A 17,990-nucleotide genomic window follows, 5' to 3' on the forward strand; every position below is an offset into this window, starting at 1 on the left:
GGTAATACATAAAATCACGCACAAAAGATTTGGTCGCCTTCTCTTTTGAGAAGGCGGCTGCATTTAACCAATTTAACCGATGAAAGAAGATTATCTAATCTGAACGAACAGGATGTCATTACTTGCCCCTATTGCGGGAGCGAAATGATCCGGCTATAAATTAGGAAGACAAATGATGAAAACCGGAACTGACAGAAAATTCGAAAATAACTTTACAACAAAACTAAAATATTGTACTGTTGTATAGTCGAGTGTTCAAGTAAACATATATATGGATTCGGAGGTGAAGCGTTGAAGCCATCCTTAGATGAAAATCAACCAATTTTTCTACAAATTGCACAAATCATATTAGATGAAATCGTGGAAGGGCATTTAAAAGAAGGAGAACAATTGCCCTCTGAGAATGAATTGTCTCGCTTTTACAATATTAATCGTGCAACCGTAAGAAAAGGGCTTCAAACTTTAGTTGATGATGTTTTTATTTATAAACAAAGAGGTATCGGAATGTTTGTGAGTGAAGGAGCTTATCAAAAAATAATAGATGAACGGCAGAAACAATATCGTCAGAATTATATAACCCCTTTATTAGAAGAAGGGGCCCGTATAGGGATGGATGTCCAAAAGATTATCCAATTAATTAAAAAGGAGGATCAATCATGATAGAAATCAATCAGGTTCACTTTAGTTATGATTCAAACAGAATATTGCATGACTTTAATTTGTCAGAGAGCGAGAAAATCATCGTTGGACTTTGGGGGCGAAACGGAACTGGGAAAACAACCTTTATGAAGTTGTTAGCCGGTCATTTTAAACCTAATCAAGGGGAGATAAACATACAGGGATTTAATCCTTATAACCATGATCGAACAAATAATCATTTATGTTATATGCAAGAAGAGCATCCATTCAGTAAGATTTGGAAGGTAAAAGATGCGTTACGCTTTGGCGATTATTACAATCCAAATTTTGATATGAATTTTGCTGAAGAGCTTTTAACTGTTTTTAATTTAGATGAAAACAAATATGTGAGCAGGCTCTCTAAAGGTATGAAATCAGCACTGCAATTTATTATCGGTATTGCCAGTAATGCTGATATAACAATACTTGACGAACCGACCAATGGTTTAGATATAGGTATGCGAAAGAAATTTTACAAAGTATTATTGGAAAGTTATGAAGAAAACCCGAGGCTCATTCTTTTATCCTCCCATCATATCGAAGAAATTCAAACTCTATGTGAAGCGTTGGTAGTGATTCATGATGGTAGAGTATTTCTCCATGAAACAATGGAAACGATGCGGGAAAAAGGCATTTGGTTAAGTGGAGAGAAGACTTCTTTTTTAAATATCATCCAGTCGCACACTGTGTTGGAGCAACAAGAAATGGGTACGAAAATGAAAGTCATGCTCGATGAACCTTATACGAACGAATGGAAGCATTTTGCTCAGACCCATGGCTTATCAATTGAACCAGCCTCCCTACATGATTATTTATTAAATAGAACGGAAGAACGAAATGAGGTGAACATATGAACTTGAACAGTGGGACATTTAGGATGGTTTATGAAGGGGCACTATTTTTGTTAGGGAAGTTTATTTTCCTATATTTGACAATCCCTTTACTTTTGTTATGGCTATTCATTGGATATTTCTTCACCTTGGGAGAAGAAGTTGTAGCCGCCATCTCAGGACCAACCTATTTTTTTATTCCTATGTTTGCAATTAGTGGATTCAAAACTATATTCCCAGTAGCAATAGGAATGGGAAGTACAAGGGTTAATTTGTTAAAAACCTTTTATGTGGTGGGTTTAGCAAGTGTTCTGGTTATCACTTTTATTTTAAACGTCTTTCAATGGGTGCTCTTAACACTTTATGAACGCTGGGACGTAGCGGCTAATATATTGCATCCAGCAACCTTTTTTAATCAAGAGTATACCTTCCTATCCTATTATTTAATAGATTTTATGTTAGGTGTTTTTACCTTCTCCTTCGCTTTTCTGTTTTTTACGATATATTATAGACTTGGATTCAAGAAAAGTGTGATCTGGTTGATGGTGTTAGTGATCATCGGTACGCTATTAAACTACAGTGGTTTGGCCGATTTTTCATTATGGGAATGGTTAGTGACTCAGAACTTTCATGACATGGTGATATTTTCTTTTGTGATTACTATTAGTCTGATTGCATTGTTCATCACATATCCCATCATGCGAAATGCACCGTTAACGGCTAAGTCGAAAAAGGATTAGAAAAAAGACTTACAAGAGTAATCAAATTAAAACAGCTTTTTTCCATCATAGGTATTTAATAGATTGCATGTTCCACAATCGGGCGCGATTGTTGAAGACCAATAGTCTAATTCCACGGTAAAAATGTAGAGGAATTAGACTTTTTTTATCTCTTAAAATTCTTAACGTTGTAAATCCATTTTTCTTGAACTTACTCCATTGGTAAATGCATTGGCAACAAGTGGTAAATCTTGTGACAATCGCTGGTGAAAAACATGGCGGAAGTGGTACATTCTATGGCCGTAATCAGACTATTTATTACCTACCATGATAAAAACGAAAAATTATAATTACATAATATAACTGCTGTTCTTCCCTAAATACGGATGAAATTAATTATCCTTTAAATACTTTAAATGAAAGCGTTTTTAAAGATTCTGAATAGATGTAATTGTTGACTCTATCTGAAAATAATTATACTATTATAGCAATTAATCGAGAAGGACAATTCTAGATTCAAATACAACAGTAATGATGCAAAGATTCATATTCAAATGATAATTAATAATCAGGTAAAAATACGATGATTAAAACTCATTTGCTGAAGAACCTTTCTTTACTTAGATTTAATTGAAATTTAGGAATTATCACCTCAGGAGGATTACACAATGAAACAAGCAACAAAAAAATATTTGATTGACCGAATGTATAAAGCTTCACAAGGACTTGCCAATGCCGTTTTAGTTACACTTGGAATTGGTCTCCTAATGGGGTCACTTGGAACTTTTACTGGTTGGGATGGCTTTACGATAATCGGACTTTCGGCACAGCTCATGTTAGCTCCAGCTCTTGGAGCAGGCATTGCGTACCAGCTTGGAGGTAATACACTAGTCATTTTCAGTGCAATGGCTTGTGCTACCGTAGGAGCAAGTGCTGTTCAGATGACTGAAAATGGTGTTACATTAGTAACAGGACAACCATTAAGTGCAGTTATGGCGGCAGTTGTTGCTACGTGGGTAGGTAAGCGTGTTGCAGGAAAAACGAAACTTGATATGATGGCAATCCCTTTTGCTGCTATTCTTGTAGGAGGTATCGCTGGTGTATTTTTATCAATGATTACCACTCCGTTACTAGAATGGCTAAGCGCACAAATCGCTGTATCTGTTGCTGGTTCTCCAATTATTGGACCGATGGTCATAGCTCTTGTTTGGAGTATTTTTCTAATGTCGCCAGCATCTTCTGCCGCCATTGCGATTGCATTACAGCTTGATCCCGTATCAAGTGCTGCTGCTTTAATTGGTTGTACAGTCCAATTTGCTGGATTTACCGCAATGTCATTTAAACAAAATGATGCTGGGGCGAACATTGCACAATCCTTAATTACTCCTAAGGTACAATTTCCGAACTTAGTCAAAAATCCACGGCTTGCCATTCCGCCGTTTATCGCTGCGGTCATTTGTGCTCCAATTGCAACATTGATTTTTGATTTTCAAGTTCCTTATAAATTAGCAGGCCTTGGTCTTAATTCATTAATTGCACCTATCAATATTTTAGCTGAACAGGGTGCTATTGTTTTATCCATTTACATCGCTGTTGGAATCATTCTTCCAATTATCATAACTCTGGCTATTTATCATGGTTTAAAAGTAATTGGCTGGACAAAAGCAGCTGACTTAAAAATGGAATTGCAATAAAATAAAACTGGGTGAAAAGGAAGATTCCTTATTCTACCCAGTTTTTTTTGCCTTATTAACATATTACTATATTAGACAGGTTTACACGGCGCTAAAAAAAGAAACGAGAAATGAAAATCAACTTCAGGTTCTAATGGATATTGAAACACATTTACCTAAAATGAATGAGATTCGCCAGAAAAGCCATGAAAAAGCGAAAATGAAACCTACGAAAGTAGACAAAAATGGCAAAATAACCGATCCAATGTTAAAGCTATTTGAAATGCCCCATCTTGAGAAATCATTTATTGGATATGGCTTTGTAGAAGCTCTATTTAAAGTGATGAAACAAGTAGATTACACTTCTATGCCCTCGCAGTCCAATCAACAAACGATGAAAAAAGTGTATGATGACTGGAAAAGTTTCTTCGAAGCCTCTAAGAAATATAAAATCAATCCTGCCAGCTTTTCCGGTAAGCCAAAAATTCCAAAATACAAACAGAAGAATGGAAGAACCACGTGTTATTTAACCAATCAAATAACAACGATTAAAGAAGGAAATGTTCTTAAATTACCTGGAACTCATCTACAGCTAAACCTGGGAAAGGTAGCTCAATCCGAAGGGAAACTGCAACAGGTTCGAATTGTCCCGTCCTATGGTCGCTATGTAGTAGAAGTCGTATTTAAAGGTAAAGAAAACAAGGAAATCCAACGTTCTGACAAGCAAATGAATGAATTGGTAGTTGAACCTAAACGAGTAATGGGTATTGATTTAGGCGTTGATAACCTAGCAACTATTGTTGATAACACGGGGCAAAAGCCTCTGCTTATCAAGGGCACATGGTTAAAATCGATCAATCAATACTATAACAAATTAAAGGGAAAGTACATGAGCATCATACGAAATGGCAAAGGTCCAAAAGAAGGGATATTTACCACGAACCGAATGATTTCATTGGATCGAAAAAGAAACAATCGAGTCATGGACTTTTTGCATAAAGCCAGCGCTAATGTGGTGGACATTGCATTAGAAAGAAACATCGATACCATTATCATTGGCAGGAATGTTGGATGGAAATTGGAGGTTGATATGCAAAAGGCAAATAAGCAAACCTTCATCCAAATTCCGTATATGACTTTCATTGAAATGATTCGATACAAAGCCGAGCGAAAAGGTGTTCAAGTCATAGATCGGGAAGAAAGCTATACTTCCAAGTCTAGTTTCTTGAATCATGACCCTATCCCGACATTCGGAGAAGAACATCAAACCATTTTTAGTGGGTATCGAAGCTCTAGAGCTTTTTACAAATTGAAGGGCTCAAAGATTCTAATCCATGCAGATGTAAATGGCGCCTTTAATATTGTACGTAAACATGTTAAGGATGCCTTTGAAGGACTGGAAAGAAAGCAATTCCTTCAAGCTCCACAGAAAATCATCATCATGAAAAATAGCCATGCAAAGCTGAAGGCTTCGGCCTGATGTACTAGCGGGACTTGTGGTAGCCCACGTAAAGACAATGGTGCTTTTTTAGACTATTCTTTCGAAACCCCTAGCTTCAGCTATGGGGATACTCATAAAATTCATCAAGGGATTACCTGAAGATGTAACCTTAGAGGATATATTAGAGAAATGGTTGTAAAAAGTTCCTCAGCATCAGCAGTTTAAACTATTTCTTTGATAACTATTAAAAAATACTAATCTTCTAAAAATAATTGCATCCATTCCCTTTTCTTCTTTCATTCTTGTTCATCAAACCTTTTTTCAAACTCTCTGGAAGTACCTTAATTTCGAAATATCATAAAATCTAACTAAATCAATTTTTAAACAATAATACATGAATTAGAGTGAAATAATTAACAGGAAGTGACGATATCATGTATAAATGAAGTACTGATATCATATTTACTTTCGATTGGAGACTATTAATGGATATCTTTATCAAACAAGAAATACCGGATGACTATAAAACGACAGAAAAAGTGGTAAAACGAGCCTTTTTACATGAAGAATATAGCGACAAGAAAGAACATATTCTAGTAAATCGGATTAGAAAATCTGAAAGCTTTATTCCTGAACTTTCATTCGTCGCACTAAATCAAGACAATGAGATGGTGGGTCATGTCCTTTTATCGAAAATTAAAATTGTGGATGGTGATAACGCTTTTGATTCTTTAGCTCTTGCCCCTGTTTCCGTTGTACCTGAGCAGCAGAAAAAGGGCATCGGCAGACAATTAATTTATTCTGCGTTAAAAAAAGCAAAAGAGATTGGTTTTCACTCGGTTATTGTTCTAGGTCATAAAGACTATTATCCGAGGTTTGGCTTCAAGCCAGCCAGCCTTTGGGGGATCAAAGCACCATTCGAGGTGCCAAATGAAGTATTTATGGCACTGGAATTAACGGAGAATGCTCTTATAGATGTTCAAGGTGTAGTTCATTATTCAAGCGCGTTTTCTGAATAAAAGGTAGGTGAGAAATTTTTTATCAAAGAGTTTGTAAAAGGGGGATTCCGCCAAATGTTGGTTAGAGAACTCACGGAAGATGAGCAACTAAAATCACTTCAACTATCAATGTATGCGTTTCAATATAAGGTACCGGAGTCTGATGTTCAAGCTAGATTAGAAAAAGTGAAAAACCATACTATTCTAGGGATTTGGGATGATGACATTCTAGCAGCCAAACTTCATATTATCCCATTTACCATTTTTATGAAGGATGCAGAATGGAAAATGGGGGGGATCGCAGGAGTCGCTACTTATCCGGAATATAGACGCAACGGTTATGTTAAAACACTGATGATCGATTCTTTAAAGTACATGAGAAATAACGGTCAAATCGTTTCCCTCTTACATCCATTCAATATCCCTTTTTATCGGAAATTCGGCTGGGAAATATTATCAGAAAAGAAAAAAATAACAATTAATAAAGCTGACCTCACGTTTCTCGACGAGCAGCCCGGTTTTATTCGAAGGTATTCAAAAGAAACACATATTGAAGAAATAGAAAACGTCTATGCACAATTTTGTTCGCATTATACAGGAATGTTAAAACGTGATACAGATTGGTGGCAAAATAGGGTATATGGTGAAGATTCGCAGCTAGCTGTCTATTTCCATTCCAATCACGAACCTAAGGGCTACATACTATATGAAATAAAGGAAAGTAAAATGGAGGTTCAAGAGCTGGTTGCTCTTGACCAAGAAGCAAGGATCGGATTATGGAACTTTATCTGCCAACATGACTCCATGGTTGAAACCGTGACGATGGATCTCGCAGTTCAAGATCCTTTTCCATATTTTTTGCAACATCCAAAGGTGAAAACAGAGCTGTACCCATATTTTATGGCGAGGGTAGTAGATGCTGAAGAATGTTTGCGGAGATTTCCGTTATTACCCGAAAATGATCCACTATTCCTGCATCTTGAAGATTTACATGCACCGTGGAATAATGGAAGCTATTTGCTTGGAAAGGGAGAAATCAAGGTGTTTAAAGAAAAAACGGGTGGCCAATGTGCCCATCCTCCGAAAAAGGGGATTCACTTAAACATTAATTCCCTTTCAGCGATTCTGTTTGGTTACAAAAGACCGATGGAGCTTTTTGAAATGGGATACTTGAAGGGCAGCGAGTCTGAAATAGAACTTTTTGAAAAAATCGTTCCAACCCTGAAATCATCTTTTTTTGATTTCTTTTAAGGAAAAATGCACCAGTCACTTCTAGTTTTTCGAAAAGTGACAGGTGCATTATTTTTATAGAAAAAAACTGAAATTTAATTGGAATATTTTTAAGTTTTGTTTGTATATTTTTAAAGCGTTGTTGAGGAATTCACTGTTTTTGATTTTTTAATTTGTGTATCTATCATGATTTTCCTCCTGATGCTTATGCCTTCATTGAATACCTTTGAAAAAAGTTTGGACCCAACATCTGCAGGGAGTCACTAGAAAAATAAATCACTAGGTTATGCCATATTTATTAGATGAACCAACAAAAGGATAGTTTCGTATGATTTATCAATTGTAATATTATTGAAATTTTCTTATCATTATAATTGGATAAATATTCCACAAGTGAAAAGTAATATCAATTTTAAGTCAGGAAGGAAGGATATACATTGGGGATGGATTTTCATAGCTCGAAAAATCGCATTACTTATTCAACTCGAAACGCTGACAAATCATGGGTTAAAGCAATAAAAGAACTTGTACCTATTGAAAATATTTCTAAGGCTACAGATATTGGATGTGGTGGAGGTATTTATTCAAAGGCATTATCAGACATGGGAATTGATACAGTTATTGGTGTCGATTTTTCCGAAGCTATATTAGAAGGTGCAAAAGAAAACTGTAAAGAATATAAAAACATTTCATTCAAGCATGGTGACGCGTTGGATACTTGCTTAGAAAGTAATAGTTTTGATTTATTGCTTCAAAGAGCATTAATCCATCATATTGAGAATCTGCAAGCCTGTTTTACAGAAGCAAATAGAGTATTGAAGGATGACGGATTTTATATTGTTCAAGATCGTACTCCTGAAGATTGTTTATTAGAAGGTAATGAAAACCATATTAGAGGATTTTTCTTTGAACTCTTTCCAAGATTAGTTGAAAAGGAAAGCAATCGCAGACACAATAGCCAATTTGTGATTGAAACTTTAAAGGAAGCTGGTTTTCGAGACATTGTAGAAGTTACGTTATGGGAAACAAGAAAAGTGTATGGTCAAAAAGAACAATTGCTATGTGACTTACGTGAAAGAACCGGAAGAAGTATTTTACATGAATTAGACGATAAAGAATTGAACTTATTAATAAAACATATTGATGAGTCAATAACAGCTGATGAAAACATAGTGGAAAGGGATAGGTGGACAATTTGGAAGGCAGTGAAATAGTTTGTTGCTTGATTAAGTTTGTGAAATAGATATTTTGGAATTTTAACAAGTAACACTATATCTTAAAACAAAATTTAAACCATTCAGCTGTCATTTAAAAATATACAAATCTGTATATTTTTTTTTTGCCTATATTGGTTTATTTTTATTGTTGAAGGGAAAGGGTGTGGCTGGGCATTGAATGTTGGTAAAGAAACAGCACAGATCAGGCAGCTTTTGAAAAAGGAGAATAATCAAGTACTACTGCTAATATTATGGAAATGGTTGAGTTGGGAAGGCTACGGTTATGAAACGACAACGAATATAGAAGGACAAATGGAGGGATATTTTATGAAAATACTCGTTCTTGGGGGAAGTCGTTTTTTAGGAAAAACGTTTGTGGAAGCGGCCCAAAAACAAAACCACGAAATCACAATTTTTAACCGAGGCAATCAAAATGATGGTCTACGTGATGTAGAAATCTTAACGGGTGATCGCTTTGGGGACTTGCACGCTCTGCAAGGGCGTTATTGGGATGCTGTAGTAGATACGAGTGGATTTGTTCCTTTTACCGTAGCGAAATCCACAGAGTTATTAAAAGATCGTGTAAATCATTATACTTTTATTTCAAGTATTTCCGTTTATAAGGATTGGATTCCTGAAAAGATTGATGAGAATTATCCAGTTCTCGAGATGTCAGAACACGAAGCTTATGAGCTTTCAAAGGATAAAAATGGACCAGTCTATGAATATTACGGTCATTTTAAAGCGTTATGTGAAAAGATTGCAGAGAAGAATATGTCTGGACGAGTTTTAAATGTTCGTGCAGGTCAGTTGATTGGAGTGCATGACTATATTGATCGAATCCCTTATTGGGTACATAGGATTGCTAATGGTGGAAAAGTTCTCGCCCCTGGGAATCCCAATCGACCAGTGCAGATGATTGATACTTTGGATTTATCAAATTGGATTTTAAAAATGATTATGAAAAATGGTTTCGGAACATATAATTTGACAGGTCCAGACTTTACCCTGACCATGAAGCAGTTTCTTGATACTTGTATCCAAGTTACGGGCTCTAATGCAGAGTTGGTTTGGATGGATGAGAAATTCCTTCTCGACCAAAAGGTTGAACCGTGGACTGAAATGCCGCTTTGGCTGCCTGAGGAATCCCCTTTGTCGCCTGAGTTGGAAAAGCCATGGAAAGGCGGATTTACTATCAATAATAAAAAAGCAATTGACAGTGGACTTACCTTTAGACCACTAAGAGATAGTCTTGCGGAAATTTATGAATGGGAAAAACAGCGCACATTATCTGAAGAAGACTGGAAATCAGGAATGCGGGAGAAAAAAGAAAAAGACTTATTAAGTTTATACTTGAATGAATTTCATAATTTCAAACATTTGCCTCCAAGGCGTTTCAAGGCATAAAAAAGGGAGGACCAATATGAAAAAAAATATTTTTATATCTATGATTCTGCTTTTCTTTTTACCATGGAAAGGGTTTGCTGCCAATACAATAGATTTGACAGACGAGTTGGAAAAAGCAAATAAAGAAAATATTAACTATTACAAAGAAAATACCATTTCCATTTTAAAGCAGCAGGAGATGGATATTATCATTGAAACGGAAGAGGAAGATAAAACGAAAGAATTAGACTTTAAAGAAACAGTGGCCATGAAACAAAGAGAAATCCTATTATCAGGGTTGGAAAACGCTTCATCAGTAGAGGAGATAAATAAAGTAATTTCGGATGCAGCAGGCTATAAAGCGGAAAAAGAAAAGGAATTGAAAGATAATAAATCACAATACATTACAAAAAAGATCAACAAGGAATCTGTTAATGTGATCATGATATCTGCCCAGTATAAAACGGTTAGAGACATTATTTTCACCTTCAATAAACATGCATTTTACTATTATGACACAGCTGAAAAGAAATTTATCCATCCTGATTTGTTGAGAAATGCACCTGAAGTAAAGGAATTTGAAAAGAAGCAGAAACAAACAATAAAAACAGGTGCAAGCCCTATGAATACAATTTATATGCTTGGGATGCTTTTCCTTCTTTTTATCATTCCTGTTTTAATGGCAACTAGTAAAAAACATTTAGCAAGGACATCGGTATAATTGTGCACAAGCCTACCGAACAAGGGACAGTTCTTGAGTGATATGGAAATTACACGTAAAAGAAAAAATCCTATTCTTACTACTTTTCTCCTACGATTGTTTCTCGATTAATAGAGTTGAATCCTTAAAGATTCGACTCTTTCCTATATGAACATTTTTCTCCGTCATTGAAATTTAAAATTACAAAAAATCATTCCACTGTATTAAAACAGGGAATGATTTTTTATTTCCGTATTAGAAGTTTGAAATTTATTGGAACCTATGATGGATCTTATAAATACCGATTATTGCATGCCTAAATTTCGCCATATTTAATAGTTAAAAAAATTGTCATAATCAGAATCGTTCTTTAATTCGATTGGCCCCACATCCATTTTGAAACTTCCATCAGTATATAATACCGGTGAAGCTTCAGAATGATCTTTAGAATACCTTTCTACATGGGAGACCTTCATCGCGCCAGGTTTGGTAAAATCGATTTGGGCAATTGCGACCCAATAGGCATTATCATTACGCTCGATAAGTGGAGCGATGACCACATTTCCCATATGGTTATCCACGACTGCTATTGCGCGCATTGAATAAAAACTACCGTAGGCGGAGGAAGAACTCATGGAAGAGATTAAACAATTAGTTCAACAAGATTAGAACAAACTTTTAAGCTTTAATTTTAAAGTTCAATAAATTAATTTATTTAATGTGCAAGTTAACTTATTGAATAAAAATATAAATTTTTATAAATAATTTTAATTTTTTTATTTGAAATTTCAACTATATGGTGTATGATATGAATAAATATTAGAAAGGAGAACAGTATGGCATATCCTTTACTCACTAATTGTCCTGTTTGCAATAAGGCTCTTAAAATTACCAAGCTACAGTGTAACCATTGCCAGACAACGGTAGAAAATGAATTTGAAGTTTCACGACTGGCGGCACTCGGTCAGGAACAGTTGCATTTTATTGAGATTTTTCTTAAATGCCGTGGAAATATCAAAGAGGTCGAGAAGGAACTCAGAATTTCCTATCCGACTGTCAGAGGAAAATTAGATGAAATTATCTCTACTCTGGGATATTCCTCTCAAAAGAAACCGGAAGTGGATAAGAAAAGAATTGTATCGTTATTGGAAAAAGGCGAGATTACCGCAGAGAAAGCCATTCAGTTATTAAAAGAGGGGGAAGAATAATGAAGGACGAAATTTCAAAAGTCTTAACGCTGGTAGAGGAAGGAAAGATTGATAAGGAAAAAGCAAGTGAATTAATTACTATTTTACAAGGTAAAGATCAGCCAGAGCTAGTGACAGTAAAAAAAGAAGCCTCCTTTGGAAATAAAATGTTAAAGATTCGTGTGACTTCCGAACAAGGTGATAATGTAAATGTGAATTTACCGATTAACCTAGTAAAGGCTGTTTTAAAAGTAGGTACAAATATTGCTGAAAAAATACCAGAGGCAGAAAAATATGTAAAAGATATTAACGTTGACCTGCTCATCGAAGCAATTGAAAACGAACTGGACGGAGAGATTGTAAACATCACCTCGGCCAATGGGGATAAAGTTTTTGTGGTGATTGAGTAGATTATGTTAAAGGTCAAGGTGAAAGTAAAGAATAAACGATTCTCCATTCCCGTTCCCTACGGTGTTTTACATTTGGGTAGTTTGATTATTACATCAAAAAGGATTACTCGCTTAATAAATAAAGCAATTGAAAAGGATGGCAGCAAATTCATCTTTCCGGAAATTGAAAGAAAAGATTTGAAGCCGTTGTTGCAGGGACTTTCTAAGCACAGTGGAGTAGTCCTTGTTGAAACAAAATTGAAGGATGGCACCGAGGTAGTAGTAAAGCTTTGATTAAAGAGAAAGGCTAATTTCTCAATAAAACACTGATAAATTAGCCCATTTTTTCTTGCAAAATCCTTAATGTTGTAAATCCACTTTACTTGGTAAAACTTGTGGGATAATGAGGGGGATAATTGCTTTTCCTATTAAAAAAGGACTTCTATAAAATTCCTTTATAGTCATAACTTTAAATTTTGTATCATTTCTACTCGGTTCCCAAATGGGTCTCTAAATTCAAAACGGTCGTAGTTAGGAATCGGGACGGCATCCAGTATCTTAATATTCTCATTTGATAATCTAGTTTTCCAATAAGCAATATCTTCTACTTCGTAAGCAATATGAGCTTTCGTACTCATTCTGTCAAAACCATCTTCTGTTCCTATATGAACGTCTCGATCTCCAACCTTTATCCAAAAGCCTCCACGTCCTTTAAGGGATTCAGGTTTTTCAATTTCTGGTAAACCCAATATACCACAATAAAATTTCTTGCCTTCTTCTTCCGTTCCCTTTGGAATTGTAATCTGAACGTGATGCAATCCTTTAATCATCTCACCACTCCTATAATTTACAAAATCTTCTTTTTTTAAGAATAACATGCTGACTCAATTTATTGGGGTATTATATTTCCTATTAAAATACTTAAGAACAACATATCAAAAATATTTTTCATCATAAAATATCTTATTACGGATATTCCGAAAATTGTCATTTTTCATCTTACTTTGTTGAATAAATTATGATAGATTTAGATTGGCCGGAAATAGTAGCAACAACGTAAAAGGGGTGTATGAAGATGAACTAAAATACATGTATTTATCTGTTTAAGTATAAATAGATTTGGATCAGGTTTGAATATTTTCTTTGAATGAATTTCCACAAATTATTCGTAAGTATCTTCTAATTTCTACCGTACTTTTATCTCAATAGATTTCCTTCCCCTTACATTCTAAAATCATCACGGTATTTCTTCACTTTTACTTATACAAATATGAATTACAGAGAGAGTTTGCCAATGGCAATTTTGTTGTACCCTGTAATTTTTTCAATTATGGAAGACTTCTGTTGAGCTATTTTAATACAGGTAAACGCGTTTTATACTCAAAAAAAAGGAGGTTTTGTCATGGAGGAAACATTAAATAGTATTCTTTCAGAACTACAACATTTGAATAAGATTCAACAAGAATTTATGATAGAGCAAAAAGAACTGATAGGTCGAATTGAAAATCTTGAAGAGGGTCAAAAAAAGTTAATCACAACCAGTACTAAAAGTAGTAACAAAATTCATGGAGAATTAAAGATAGGGCAGCAACAATTAGGGGTTCGAATAGAAAATTTTGAAAGAATAAAAGATTTTTTCTCAATGGGGCAAATTGAAATTAAGGAATTAATTAAACAATCCACAGCTTATATGTCTGGAAGGCTGTCAGGTTCGGAAAGAATGATGATGGAAATCGACTGGTTTACTGATAGTGAGCGGCAAGAGCTTCTGAATAAGATCAATGAAAAAATGTTTACAAGAAAGGGCAATAGATGGTCGGATAATTGGGAAGAACATTACGATGATTATTAAAGTTAGGACCAAATTATTGTAACCGATTTAAAAGGGAGTTCAACTATGGAAGAAAAGCTAAATATTATTCTTAATGAACTAGGAAAGTTAAATAGAGGCCAGAAAGAATTAATAACCCGTGCAGATAAAATGGAAGATGGCCAGAAACAGTTATTGAACCGAACAGCAAATATCGAAAAAGGTCAAGTGAAATTAATAAGTCGGACGAAAAATTTGGAAAAGGGTGTGACCGAATTAATAGGTCGCACGGACAATTTGGAAAAAGGACAGGTTGAATTAATAGGTCGCACGGACAATTTAGAAAAGGGTGTGACTGAATTAATAGGTCGCACGGGAAATTTGGAAATAGGTCAGGTGGAATTAATTACAGGTCAGAAACAATTATCAACTCGGATAGAGAATGTAGAAAAAGGTCAGGACATTTTGGCAACCGGACAAAATGAAATAAAAGAATTAATTAAACATTCAGCCACTCTAATGAGTGAAAATTTCACATATATTCGAAAAGATATGAAAGCATTAGCATTGGATGTTAACTCTGATGTCGAGCTTGTATTTAAAGAGATGGCTGATGTAAAGAGAAAAGTCAATAAACTTGAACAGAAATGACAGTCGCCCCCCCTTTGAGGGACCGTCTATTGCATGATTGGACATGTTTCAACCATGTCCAGTCTTTTTTAATTTATTCAATTTTTAGTTTTAATATAACCGAAATGATAGAAACTAAAACTAAGAATTTATTAAGGCTATAATCAGATAAGAAATCATAATAAGAAGTGGTAAAATAGAAATTATACCAATTTTGGAAATAAAGGAGGCACATATGGTAGTTATTCCAGTACAGCAGCGAGATAACGTCAGTAATTATCAAAGTCTTCGCTCATTATTTGAAAAAAATATAACAGTTTACAGTATCGCAGAGGTTTTAGACACCTGCAATTTGCACGATCATGCCTTACTGATTAGAGATAAAATGGTTTTAAAAGACTATGATGTCATTGGAGTCGAAGAGAATGGTATGGTGATCGGTTATGCACTAAGAGATGAGTTAGGCGAAGGAACTTGTAAGGAATATTTTCGAAGCTTTAGCCCATCAGAGCTCGTCTCGGATTCTACACCGCTGCTTCAAACACTATTTATACTTAAGAATACTGAAAGACTTTTTATGATAGAAGGTAACCGGATTACAAAAGTGGTGACACTAGCCGATCTCCAGAAACCACCGATTCGAATGCTATTATTCGGCGTGATTTCATTACTAGAAATGCATCTTTACCGAATCATTAATCGTTATTTTCGTGATGAAACTTGGAAAAAACACTTAAGTGTTAAAAGGATTTACTTAGCAGAGGAATTGTTTTTACAAAGAAAAGCTCGCAATGAAGCGATTCAGCTAAGTGATTGCTTACAACTTTGTGATAAAAGAGACATCGTATTAGGCGAGCAACCTTTAAGCGAGCTTTTGGGTATTGTATCAAAAAGTAAAGGGAAGGATTTCTTCAAGAAATTAGAAATTCTTCGCAACAATCTCGCCCATTCGCAAGATCTTAATACGCAAAATTCCTGGAATGAAATGTTCTCATTGATTGAGCAGACAGAGAAGATATTAGAGGAATGTGAAAAAATTTAAGTTAAAACGGTTAGTAAAAATAAATATCCCACCAATCACAATATTGGTGGGATATTTATTATGTTAAGTTTTGTTCCATTCGAATTTTCGCGAGTAATGCACGACAGCCTTCTGTAACTAGCTGATAGGTTTCTTCAAAATCCCCTGTGTAATACGGGTCAGGGACGTCTTTTTTATGTTCTGTTAATTCGAGCAGACGAATGATTTTTGGATGCTGTGGTTTGCCTGTAATCTCGAAAATGTTCATTACATTACTCTCATCCATACCAATGATATAGTCGAACTTTTCAAAGTCTTCCTTCGTTAATTGTCGTCCAACAAGATCGTCTGATGAAACGTTGTATTTTTTTAAGATGGCAAGAGTTCCTTTATGTGGAGGAGACCCTATATGCCAAGAACTTGTAGCAGCTGAATCAACAGCAACTTTCTCAGCCAAATTTTCTTTTTTCAGCAAATCACGAAACAATGCCTCTGCCATTGGTGAACGGCAAATGTTACCTAAACAAACAAATAAAACATTAATCATATTATTAACTCCTTTTAACTATTAAACTAAGTTAGCACTCCATAACGACAATTCTAAGCAACTAATCAAAGAATGTAAAATGAAAAGAACCTTTAAAGTGGTTCAGAATTAGCTCAATACTATGAAAGCAAGCCGCGAATTGGCTTGCCATAAATATAGATGAATATTTAATAAAACAGGAGGATTGTTTTTGGTCATAAACTTCCCATCTAAATAGTAGAAATGTTATAAGGGTTGTTTTAATCCAAATCAAAGATTAGGATTAAAAATCCTTCTAAATGTTCAACTTAGAATTTAGCTTTATAAGGAGGAGTACGTGGTGAAATCGATTGGAATCTTAGGCGTAGGTCAAGCGGGCGGGAATATTGCGGAAATTGCAGCAGCCTTGAATTTTCCAACAGCACTGATTAATACGAATCAACGTGATGGTATTGTAAACACGCGGGTGGAAAAAAAGTTTTTTTTTCCAGGATATAATGGTGCAGGTCAAGATCGTTCATTAGGATTACGAGCGCTTCAAGAAAACTATAAGGAGATCATTGAGTTTGTTACCAGCTCTTTTAAAAATATCAATCTTCTTTTAGTAGCTTTTTCAACGGACGGTGGCACAGGATCTGGGATGAGTCCAATGTTAATTGATCTGCTAATCGATCAGCTGCCTGGTATCAAAGTAGGGGCGATCGCGATTATACCTGAGCGAAATGTATTAGCAGGAAATCGCATCAATACCGCCGAGTGTATCGAAGAACTTTCCAATATAGAAGGCATATCCTCTGTATTCCTTGTAGACAATGATCAAATGCGTAAAATGAAACCGCAATCCAGTAAACACGAGATTTACGTTTCGGCTAATCATCAAGCTATAGAGTCCATCAACCATTTACTGAAAATAACGAAAAAGAGTTCATTCTATGGGAACTTCGATGAAACGGATCTGATGAATATTCTTGGAACAAGAGGGGTAACGAATATCTCAACTTGTGCTATTACGGAGGCGAAAACTACTTCAGATGTCTCAACTAAAGTGCAGCATTCTTGGGCGAACTCGATTTTCTGTCCTGTTGAATCACAAGGCGTAATCCGGGCTGGGTTAATCTATGAGGGACCAGAAAACAATTCAAAGCTGATTAATGCACCTTCCATCTTTGAAAGGGTGGGTGAACCGCTGCAATTATTCGAAGGAACCTATATCTCAGAAACTGACCCTACGATCACCACCATTCTTGCTGGACTATCCTTCCCAACTCGCCGGATGCTTTCAGTTGAAGAATCCATTGAAAAGAATAAAGAACGATTACAGAACCTTGTGAAAAAGGAACATACCCAAAACTACGAGTCTGGAATCCGTTGGGCATCCAACTTAAAACTGATCAAACAGGAAAGAAAGCCTGTATCTATCACTTCCAAGTTAAATAAGTATCAAGGTAATTATAGTGAGTAGAAAGAAACACATCGGAAGAAAGATATAACTTAGAGAATACCTGGCAATATAAGAAAGGCTGACTTAGACTAGCCGTATTGTAACGACTTTTCT

19 protein-coding genes and 1 pseudogene are annotated in these 17,990 nt (G+C 35.3%); 17 read left to right on the top strand and 3 right to left on the bottom strand.

The window, feature by feature from the left end; genetic code table 11:
* Positions 1 to 291 precede the first annotated feature (291 nt).
* The 10 genes from BLR86_RS18760 to BLR86_RS18805 all read left to right on the top strand — a co-directional run bounded on the left by BLR86_RS18760 (position 292) and on the right by BLR86_RS18805 (position 10,893).
* Positions 292 to 660, top strand: coding sequence for a GntR family transcriptional regulator (locus tag BLR86_RS18760; protein ID WP_090764999.1), 369 nt, complete (start codon positions 292 to 294; stop codon positions 658 to 660).
* Positions 657 to 1,532, top strand: coding sequence for an ATP-binding cassette domain-containing protein (locus BLR86_RS18765; protein WP_090765005.1), 876 nt, complete (start codon positions 657 to 659; stop codon positions 1,530 to 1,532). The genes BLR86_RS18760 and BLR86_RS18765 overlap by 4 nt, the downstream gene beginning before the upstream one ends.
* Positions 1,529 to 2,248 carry a hypothetical protein gene (locus BLR86_RS18770; protein ID WP_090765008.1) on the top strand — a complete coding sequence of 240 codons (720 nt, stop codon included), beginning with the start codon at positions 1,529 to 1,531 and terminating at the stop codon, positions 2,246 to 2,248. Before BLR86_RS18765 ends, BLR86_RS18770 begins: the two co-directional genes overlap by 4 nt.
* A gap of 647 nt (positions 2,249 to 2,895) precedes the next feature.
* Positions 2,896 to 3,921 (top strand): PTS sugar transporter subunit IIC, encoded by a 1,026-nt coding sequence (locus BLR86_RS18775; RefSeq protein WP_090765011.1) that lies wholly within the window; start codon positions 2,896 to 2,898, stop codon positions 3,919 to 3,921.
* 133 nt (positions 3,922 to 4,054) lie between these two features.
* Complete coding sequence (locus tag BLR86_RS18780; protein WP_090765014.1) at positions 4,055 to 5,380, top strand: RNA-guided endonuclease InsQ/TnpB family protein; 1,326 nt, start codon at positions 4,055 to 4,057, stop codon at positions 5,378 to 5,380.
* 446 nt (positions 5,381 to 5,826) lie between these two features.
* Positions 5,827 to 6,360, top strand: coding sequence for a GNAT family N-acetyltransferase (locus BLR86_RS18785; protein ID WP_090765017.1), 534 nt, complete (start codon positions 5,827 to 5,829; stop codon positions 6,358 to 6,360).
* Positions 6,361 to 6,414: 54 nt separating this feature from the next.
* Positions 6,415 to 7,590, top strand: coding sequence for a GNAT family N-acetyltransferase (locus BLR86_RS18790; protein ID WP_090765020.1), 1,176 nt, complete (start codon positions 6,415 to 6,417; stop codon positions 7,588 to 7,590).
* 416 nt (positions 7,591 to 8,006) lie between these two features.
* Positions 8,007 to 8,783 (top strand): class I SAM-dependent methyltransferase, encoded by a 777-nt coding sequence (locus tag BLR86_RS18795; protein WP_090765027.1) that lies wholly within the window; start codon positions 8,007 to 8,009, stop codon positions 8,781 to 8,783.
* A 330-nt stretch (positions 8,784 to 9,113) separates the two neighbouring features.
* Positions 9,114 to 10,193 (top strand): NAD-dependent epimerase/dehydratase family protein, encoded by a 1,080-nt coding sequence (locus BLR86_RS18800; protein ID WP_090765427.1) that lies wholly within the window; start codon positions 9,114 to 9,116, stop codon positions 10,191 to 10,193.
* A gap of 16 nt (positions 10,194 to 10,209) precedes the next feature.
* Positions 10,210 to 10,893 carry a hypothetical protein gene (locus BLR86_RS18805; protein ID WP_090765030.1) on the top strand — a complete coding sequence of 228 codons (684 nt, stop codon included), beginning with the start codon at positions 10,210 to 10,212 and terminating at the stop codon, positions 10,891 to 10,893.
* A gap of 311 nt (positions 10,894 to 11,204) precedes the next feature.
* Here the strand turns inward: BLR86_RS18805 and BLR86_RS18810 are convergent.
* A pseudogene (locus BLR86_RS18810) lies at positions 11,205 to 11,519 on the bottom strand (tellurium resistance protein); the annotation flags it as partial.
* Between the two features lie 189 nt (positions 11,520 to 11,708).
* On the opposite strand from BLR86_RS18810, the gene BLR86_RS18815 reads away from it, so the two are divergent.
* From BLR86_RS18815 to BLR86_RS18825, 3 genes are read left to right on the top strand one after another with little or no spacing between them, the layout of a single operon-like run.
* Positions 11,709 to 12,080 carry a DUF2089 domain-containing protein gene (locus tag BLR86_RS18815; protein WP_090765037.1) on the top strand — a complete coding sequence of 124 codons (372 nt, stop codon included), beginning with the start codon at positions 11,709 to 11,711 and terminating at the stop codon, positions 12,078 to 12,080.
* Complete coding sequence (locus BLR86_RS18820; RefSeq protein WP_090765040.1) at positions 12,080 to 12,469, top strand: SHOCT-like domain-containing protein; 390 nt, start codon at positions 12,080 to 12,082, stop codon at positions 12,467 to 12,469. Before BLR86_RS18815 ends, BLR86_RS18820 begins: the two co-directional genes overlap by 1 nt.
* A 3-nt stretch (positions 12,470 to 12,472) precedes the next feature.
* A complete protein-coding gene (locus BLR86_RS18825; protein ID WP_090765044.1) occupies positions 12,473 to 12,742 on the top strand; it encodes a hypothetical protein in 270 nt (89 codons plus the stop codon).
* A 167-nt stretch (positions 12,743 to 12,909) separates the two neighbouring features.
* On the opposite strand, the gene BLR86_RS18830 is transcribed toward BLR86_RS18825, so the two are convergent.
* Positions 12,910 to 13,278, bottom strand: coding sequence for a VOC family protein (locus tag BLR86_RS18830; protein ID WP_090765047.1), 369 nt, complete (start codon positions 13,276 to 13,278; stop codon positions 12,910 to 12,912).
* Between the two features lie 572 nt (positions 13,279 to 13,850).
* On the opposite strand from BLR86_RS18830, the gene BLR86_RS18835 reads away from it, so the two are divergent.
* The 3 genes from BLR86_RS18835 to BLR86_RS18845 all read left to right on the top strand — a co-directional run bounded on the left by BLR86_RS18835 (position 13,851) and on the right by BLR86_RS18845 (position 15,930).
* A complete protein-coding gene (locus BLR86_RS18835) occupies positions 13,851 to 14,300 on the top strand; it encodes a hypothetical protein (RefSeq protein ID WP_090765049.1) in 450 nt (149 codons plus the stop codon).
* Positions 14,301 to 14,345: 45 nt separating this feature from the next.
* Entirely contained in the window at positions 14,346 to 14,909 is a 564-nt protein-coding gene (locus BLR86_RS18840; RefSeq protein WP_090765052.1) for a hypothetical protein, read from the top strand.
* Between the two features lie 214 nt (positions 14,910 to 15,123).
* Positions 15,124 to 15,930, top strand: a complete 807-nt coding sequence (locus BLR86_RS18845; protein WP_090765055.1) for a hypothetical protein — start codon at positions 15,124 to 15,126, stop codon at positions 15,928 to 15,930.
* 58 nt (positions 15,931 to 15,988) lie between these two features.
* On the opposite strand, the gene BLR86_RS18850 is transcribed toward BLR86_RS18845, so the two are convergent.
* Complete coding sequence (locus BLR86_RS18850; protein WP_090765058.1) at positions 15,989 to 16,456, bottom strand: low molecular weight protein-tyrosine-phosphatase; 468 nt, start codon at positions 16,454 to 16,456, stop codon at positions 15,989 to 15,991.
* A 319-nt stretch (positions 16,457 to 16,775) separates the two neighbouring features.
* On the opposite strand from BLR86_RS18850, the gene BLR86_RS18855 reads away from it, so the two are divergent.
* Complete coding sequence (locus BLR86_RS18855) at positions 16,776 to 17,897, top strand: FtsZ/tubulin family protein (protein ID WP_090765061.1); 1,122 nt, start codon at positions 16,776 to 16,778, stop codon at positions 17,895 to 17,897.
* Positions 17,898 to 17,990: the final 93 nt, after the last annotated feature.

The sequence above is a fragment of the Bacillus sp. OK048 genome (assembly GCF_900103525.1).
Taxonomy (GTDB): domain Bacteria; phylum Bacillota; class Bacilli; order Bacillales; family Cytobacillaceae; genus Neobacillus.

What these genes read in the sequence shown, in the direction of transcription:
- BLR86_RS18850 (WP_090765058.1), bottom strand. Translation starts at nt 16,456, where the DNA reads ATGATTAATGTTTTATTTGTTTGTTTAGGTAACATTTGCCGTTCACCA.
- BLR86_RS18790 (WP_090765020.1), top strand. Translation starts at nt 6,415, where the DNA reads ATGTTGGTTAGAGAACTCACGGAAGATGAGCAACTAAAATCACTTCAA.
- BLR86_RS18805 (WP_090765030.1), top strand. Translation starts at nt 10,210, where the DNA reads ATGAAAAAAAATATTTTTATATCTATGATTCTGCTTTTCTTTTTACCA.
- BLR86_RS18840 (WP_090765052.1), top strand. Translation starts at nt 14,346, where the DNA reads ATGGAAGAAAAGCTAAATATTATTCTTAATGAACTAGGAAAGTTAAAT.
- BLR86_RS18830 (WP_090765047.1), bottom strand. Translation starts at nt 13,278, where the DNA reads ATGATTAAAGGATTGCATCACGTTCAGATTACAATTCCAAAGGGAACG.
- BLR86_RS18845 (WP_090765055.1), top strand. Translation starts at nt 15,124, where the DNA reads ATGGTAGTTATTCCAGTACAGCAGCGAGATAACGTCAGTAATTATCAA.
- BLR86_RS18780 (WP_090765014.1), top strand. Translation starts at nt 4,055, where the DNA reads ATGGATATTGAAACACATTTACCTAAAATGAATGAGATTCGCCAGAAA.
- BLR86_RS18765 (WP_090765005.1), top strand. Translation starts at nt 657, where the DNA reads ATGATAGAAATCAATCAGGTTCACTTTAGTTATGATTCAAACAGAATA.
- BLR86_RS18825 (WP_090765044.1), top strand. Translation starts at nt 12,473, where the DNA reads ATGTTAAAGGTCAAGGTGAAAGTAAAGAATAAACGATTCTCCATTCCC.
- BLR86_RS18770 (WP_090765008.1), top strand. Translation starts at nt 1,529, where the DNA reads ATGAACTTGAACAGTGGGACATTTAGGATGGTTTATGAAGGGGCACTA.
- BLR86_RS18820 (WP_090765040.1), top strand. Translation starts at nt 12,080, where the DNA reads ATGAAGGACGAAATTTCAAAAGTCTTAACGCTGGTAGAGGAAGGAAAG.
- BLR86_RS18775 (WP_090765011.1), top strand. Translation starts at nt 2,896, where the DNA reads ATGAAACAAGCAACAAAAAAATATTTGATTGACCGAATGTATAAAGCT.
- BLR86_RS18815 (WP_090765037.1), top strand. Translation starts at nt 11,709, where the DNA reads ATGGCATATCCTTTACTCACTAATTGTCCTGTTTGCAATAAGGCTCTT.
- BLR86_RS18785 (WP_090765017.1), top strand. Translation starts at nt 5,827, where the DNA reads ATGGATATCTTTATCAAACAAGAAATACCGGATGACTATAAAACGACA.
- BLR86_RS18800 (WP_090765427.1), top strand. Translation starts at nt 9,114, where the DNA reads ATGAAAATACTCGTTCTTGGGGGAAGTCGTTTTTTAGGAAAAACGTTT.
- BLR86_RS18835 (WP_090765049.1), top strand. Translation starts at nt 13,851, where the DNA reads ATGGAGGAAACATTAAATAGTATTCTTTCAGAACTACAACATTTGAAT.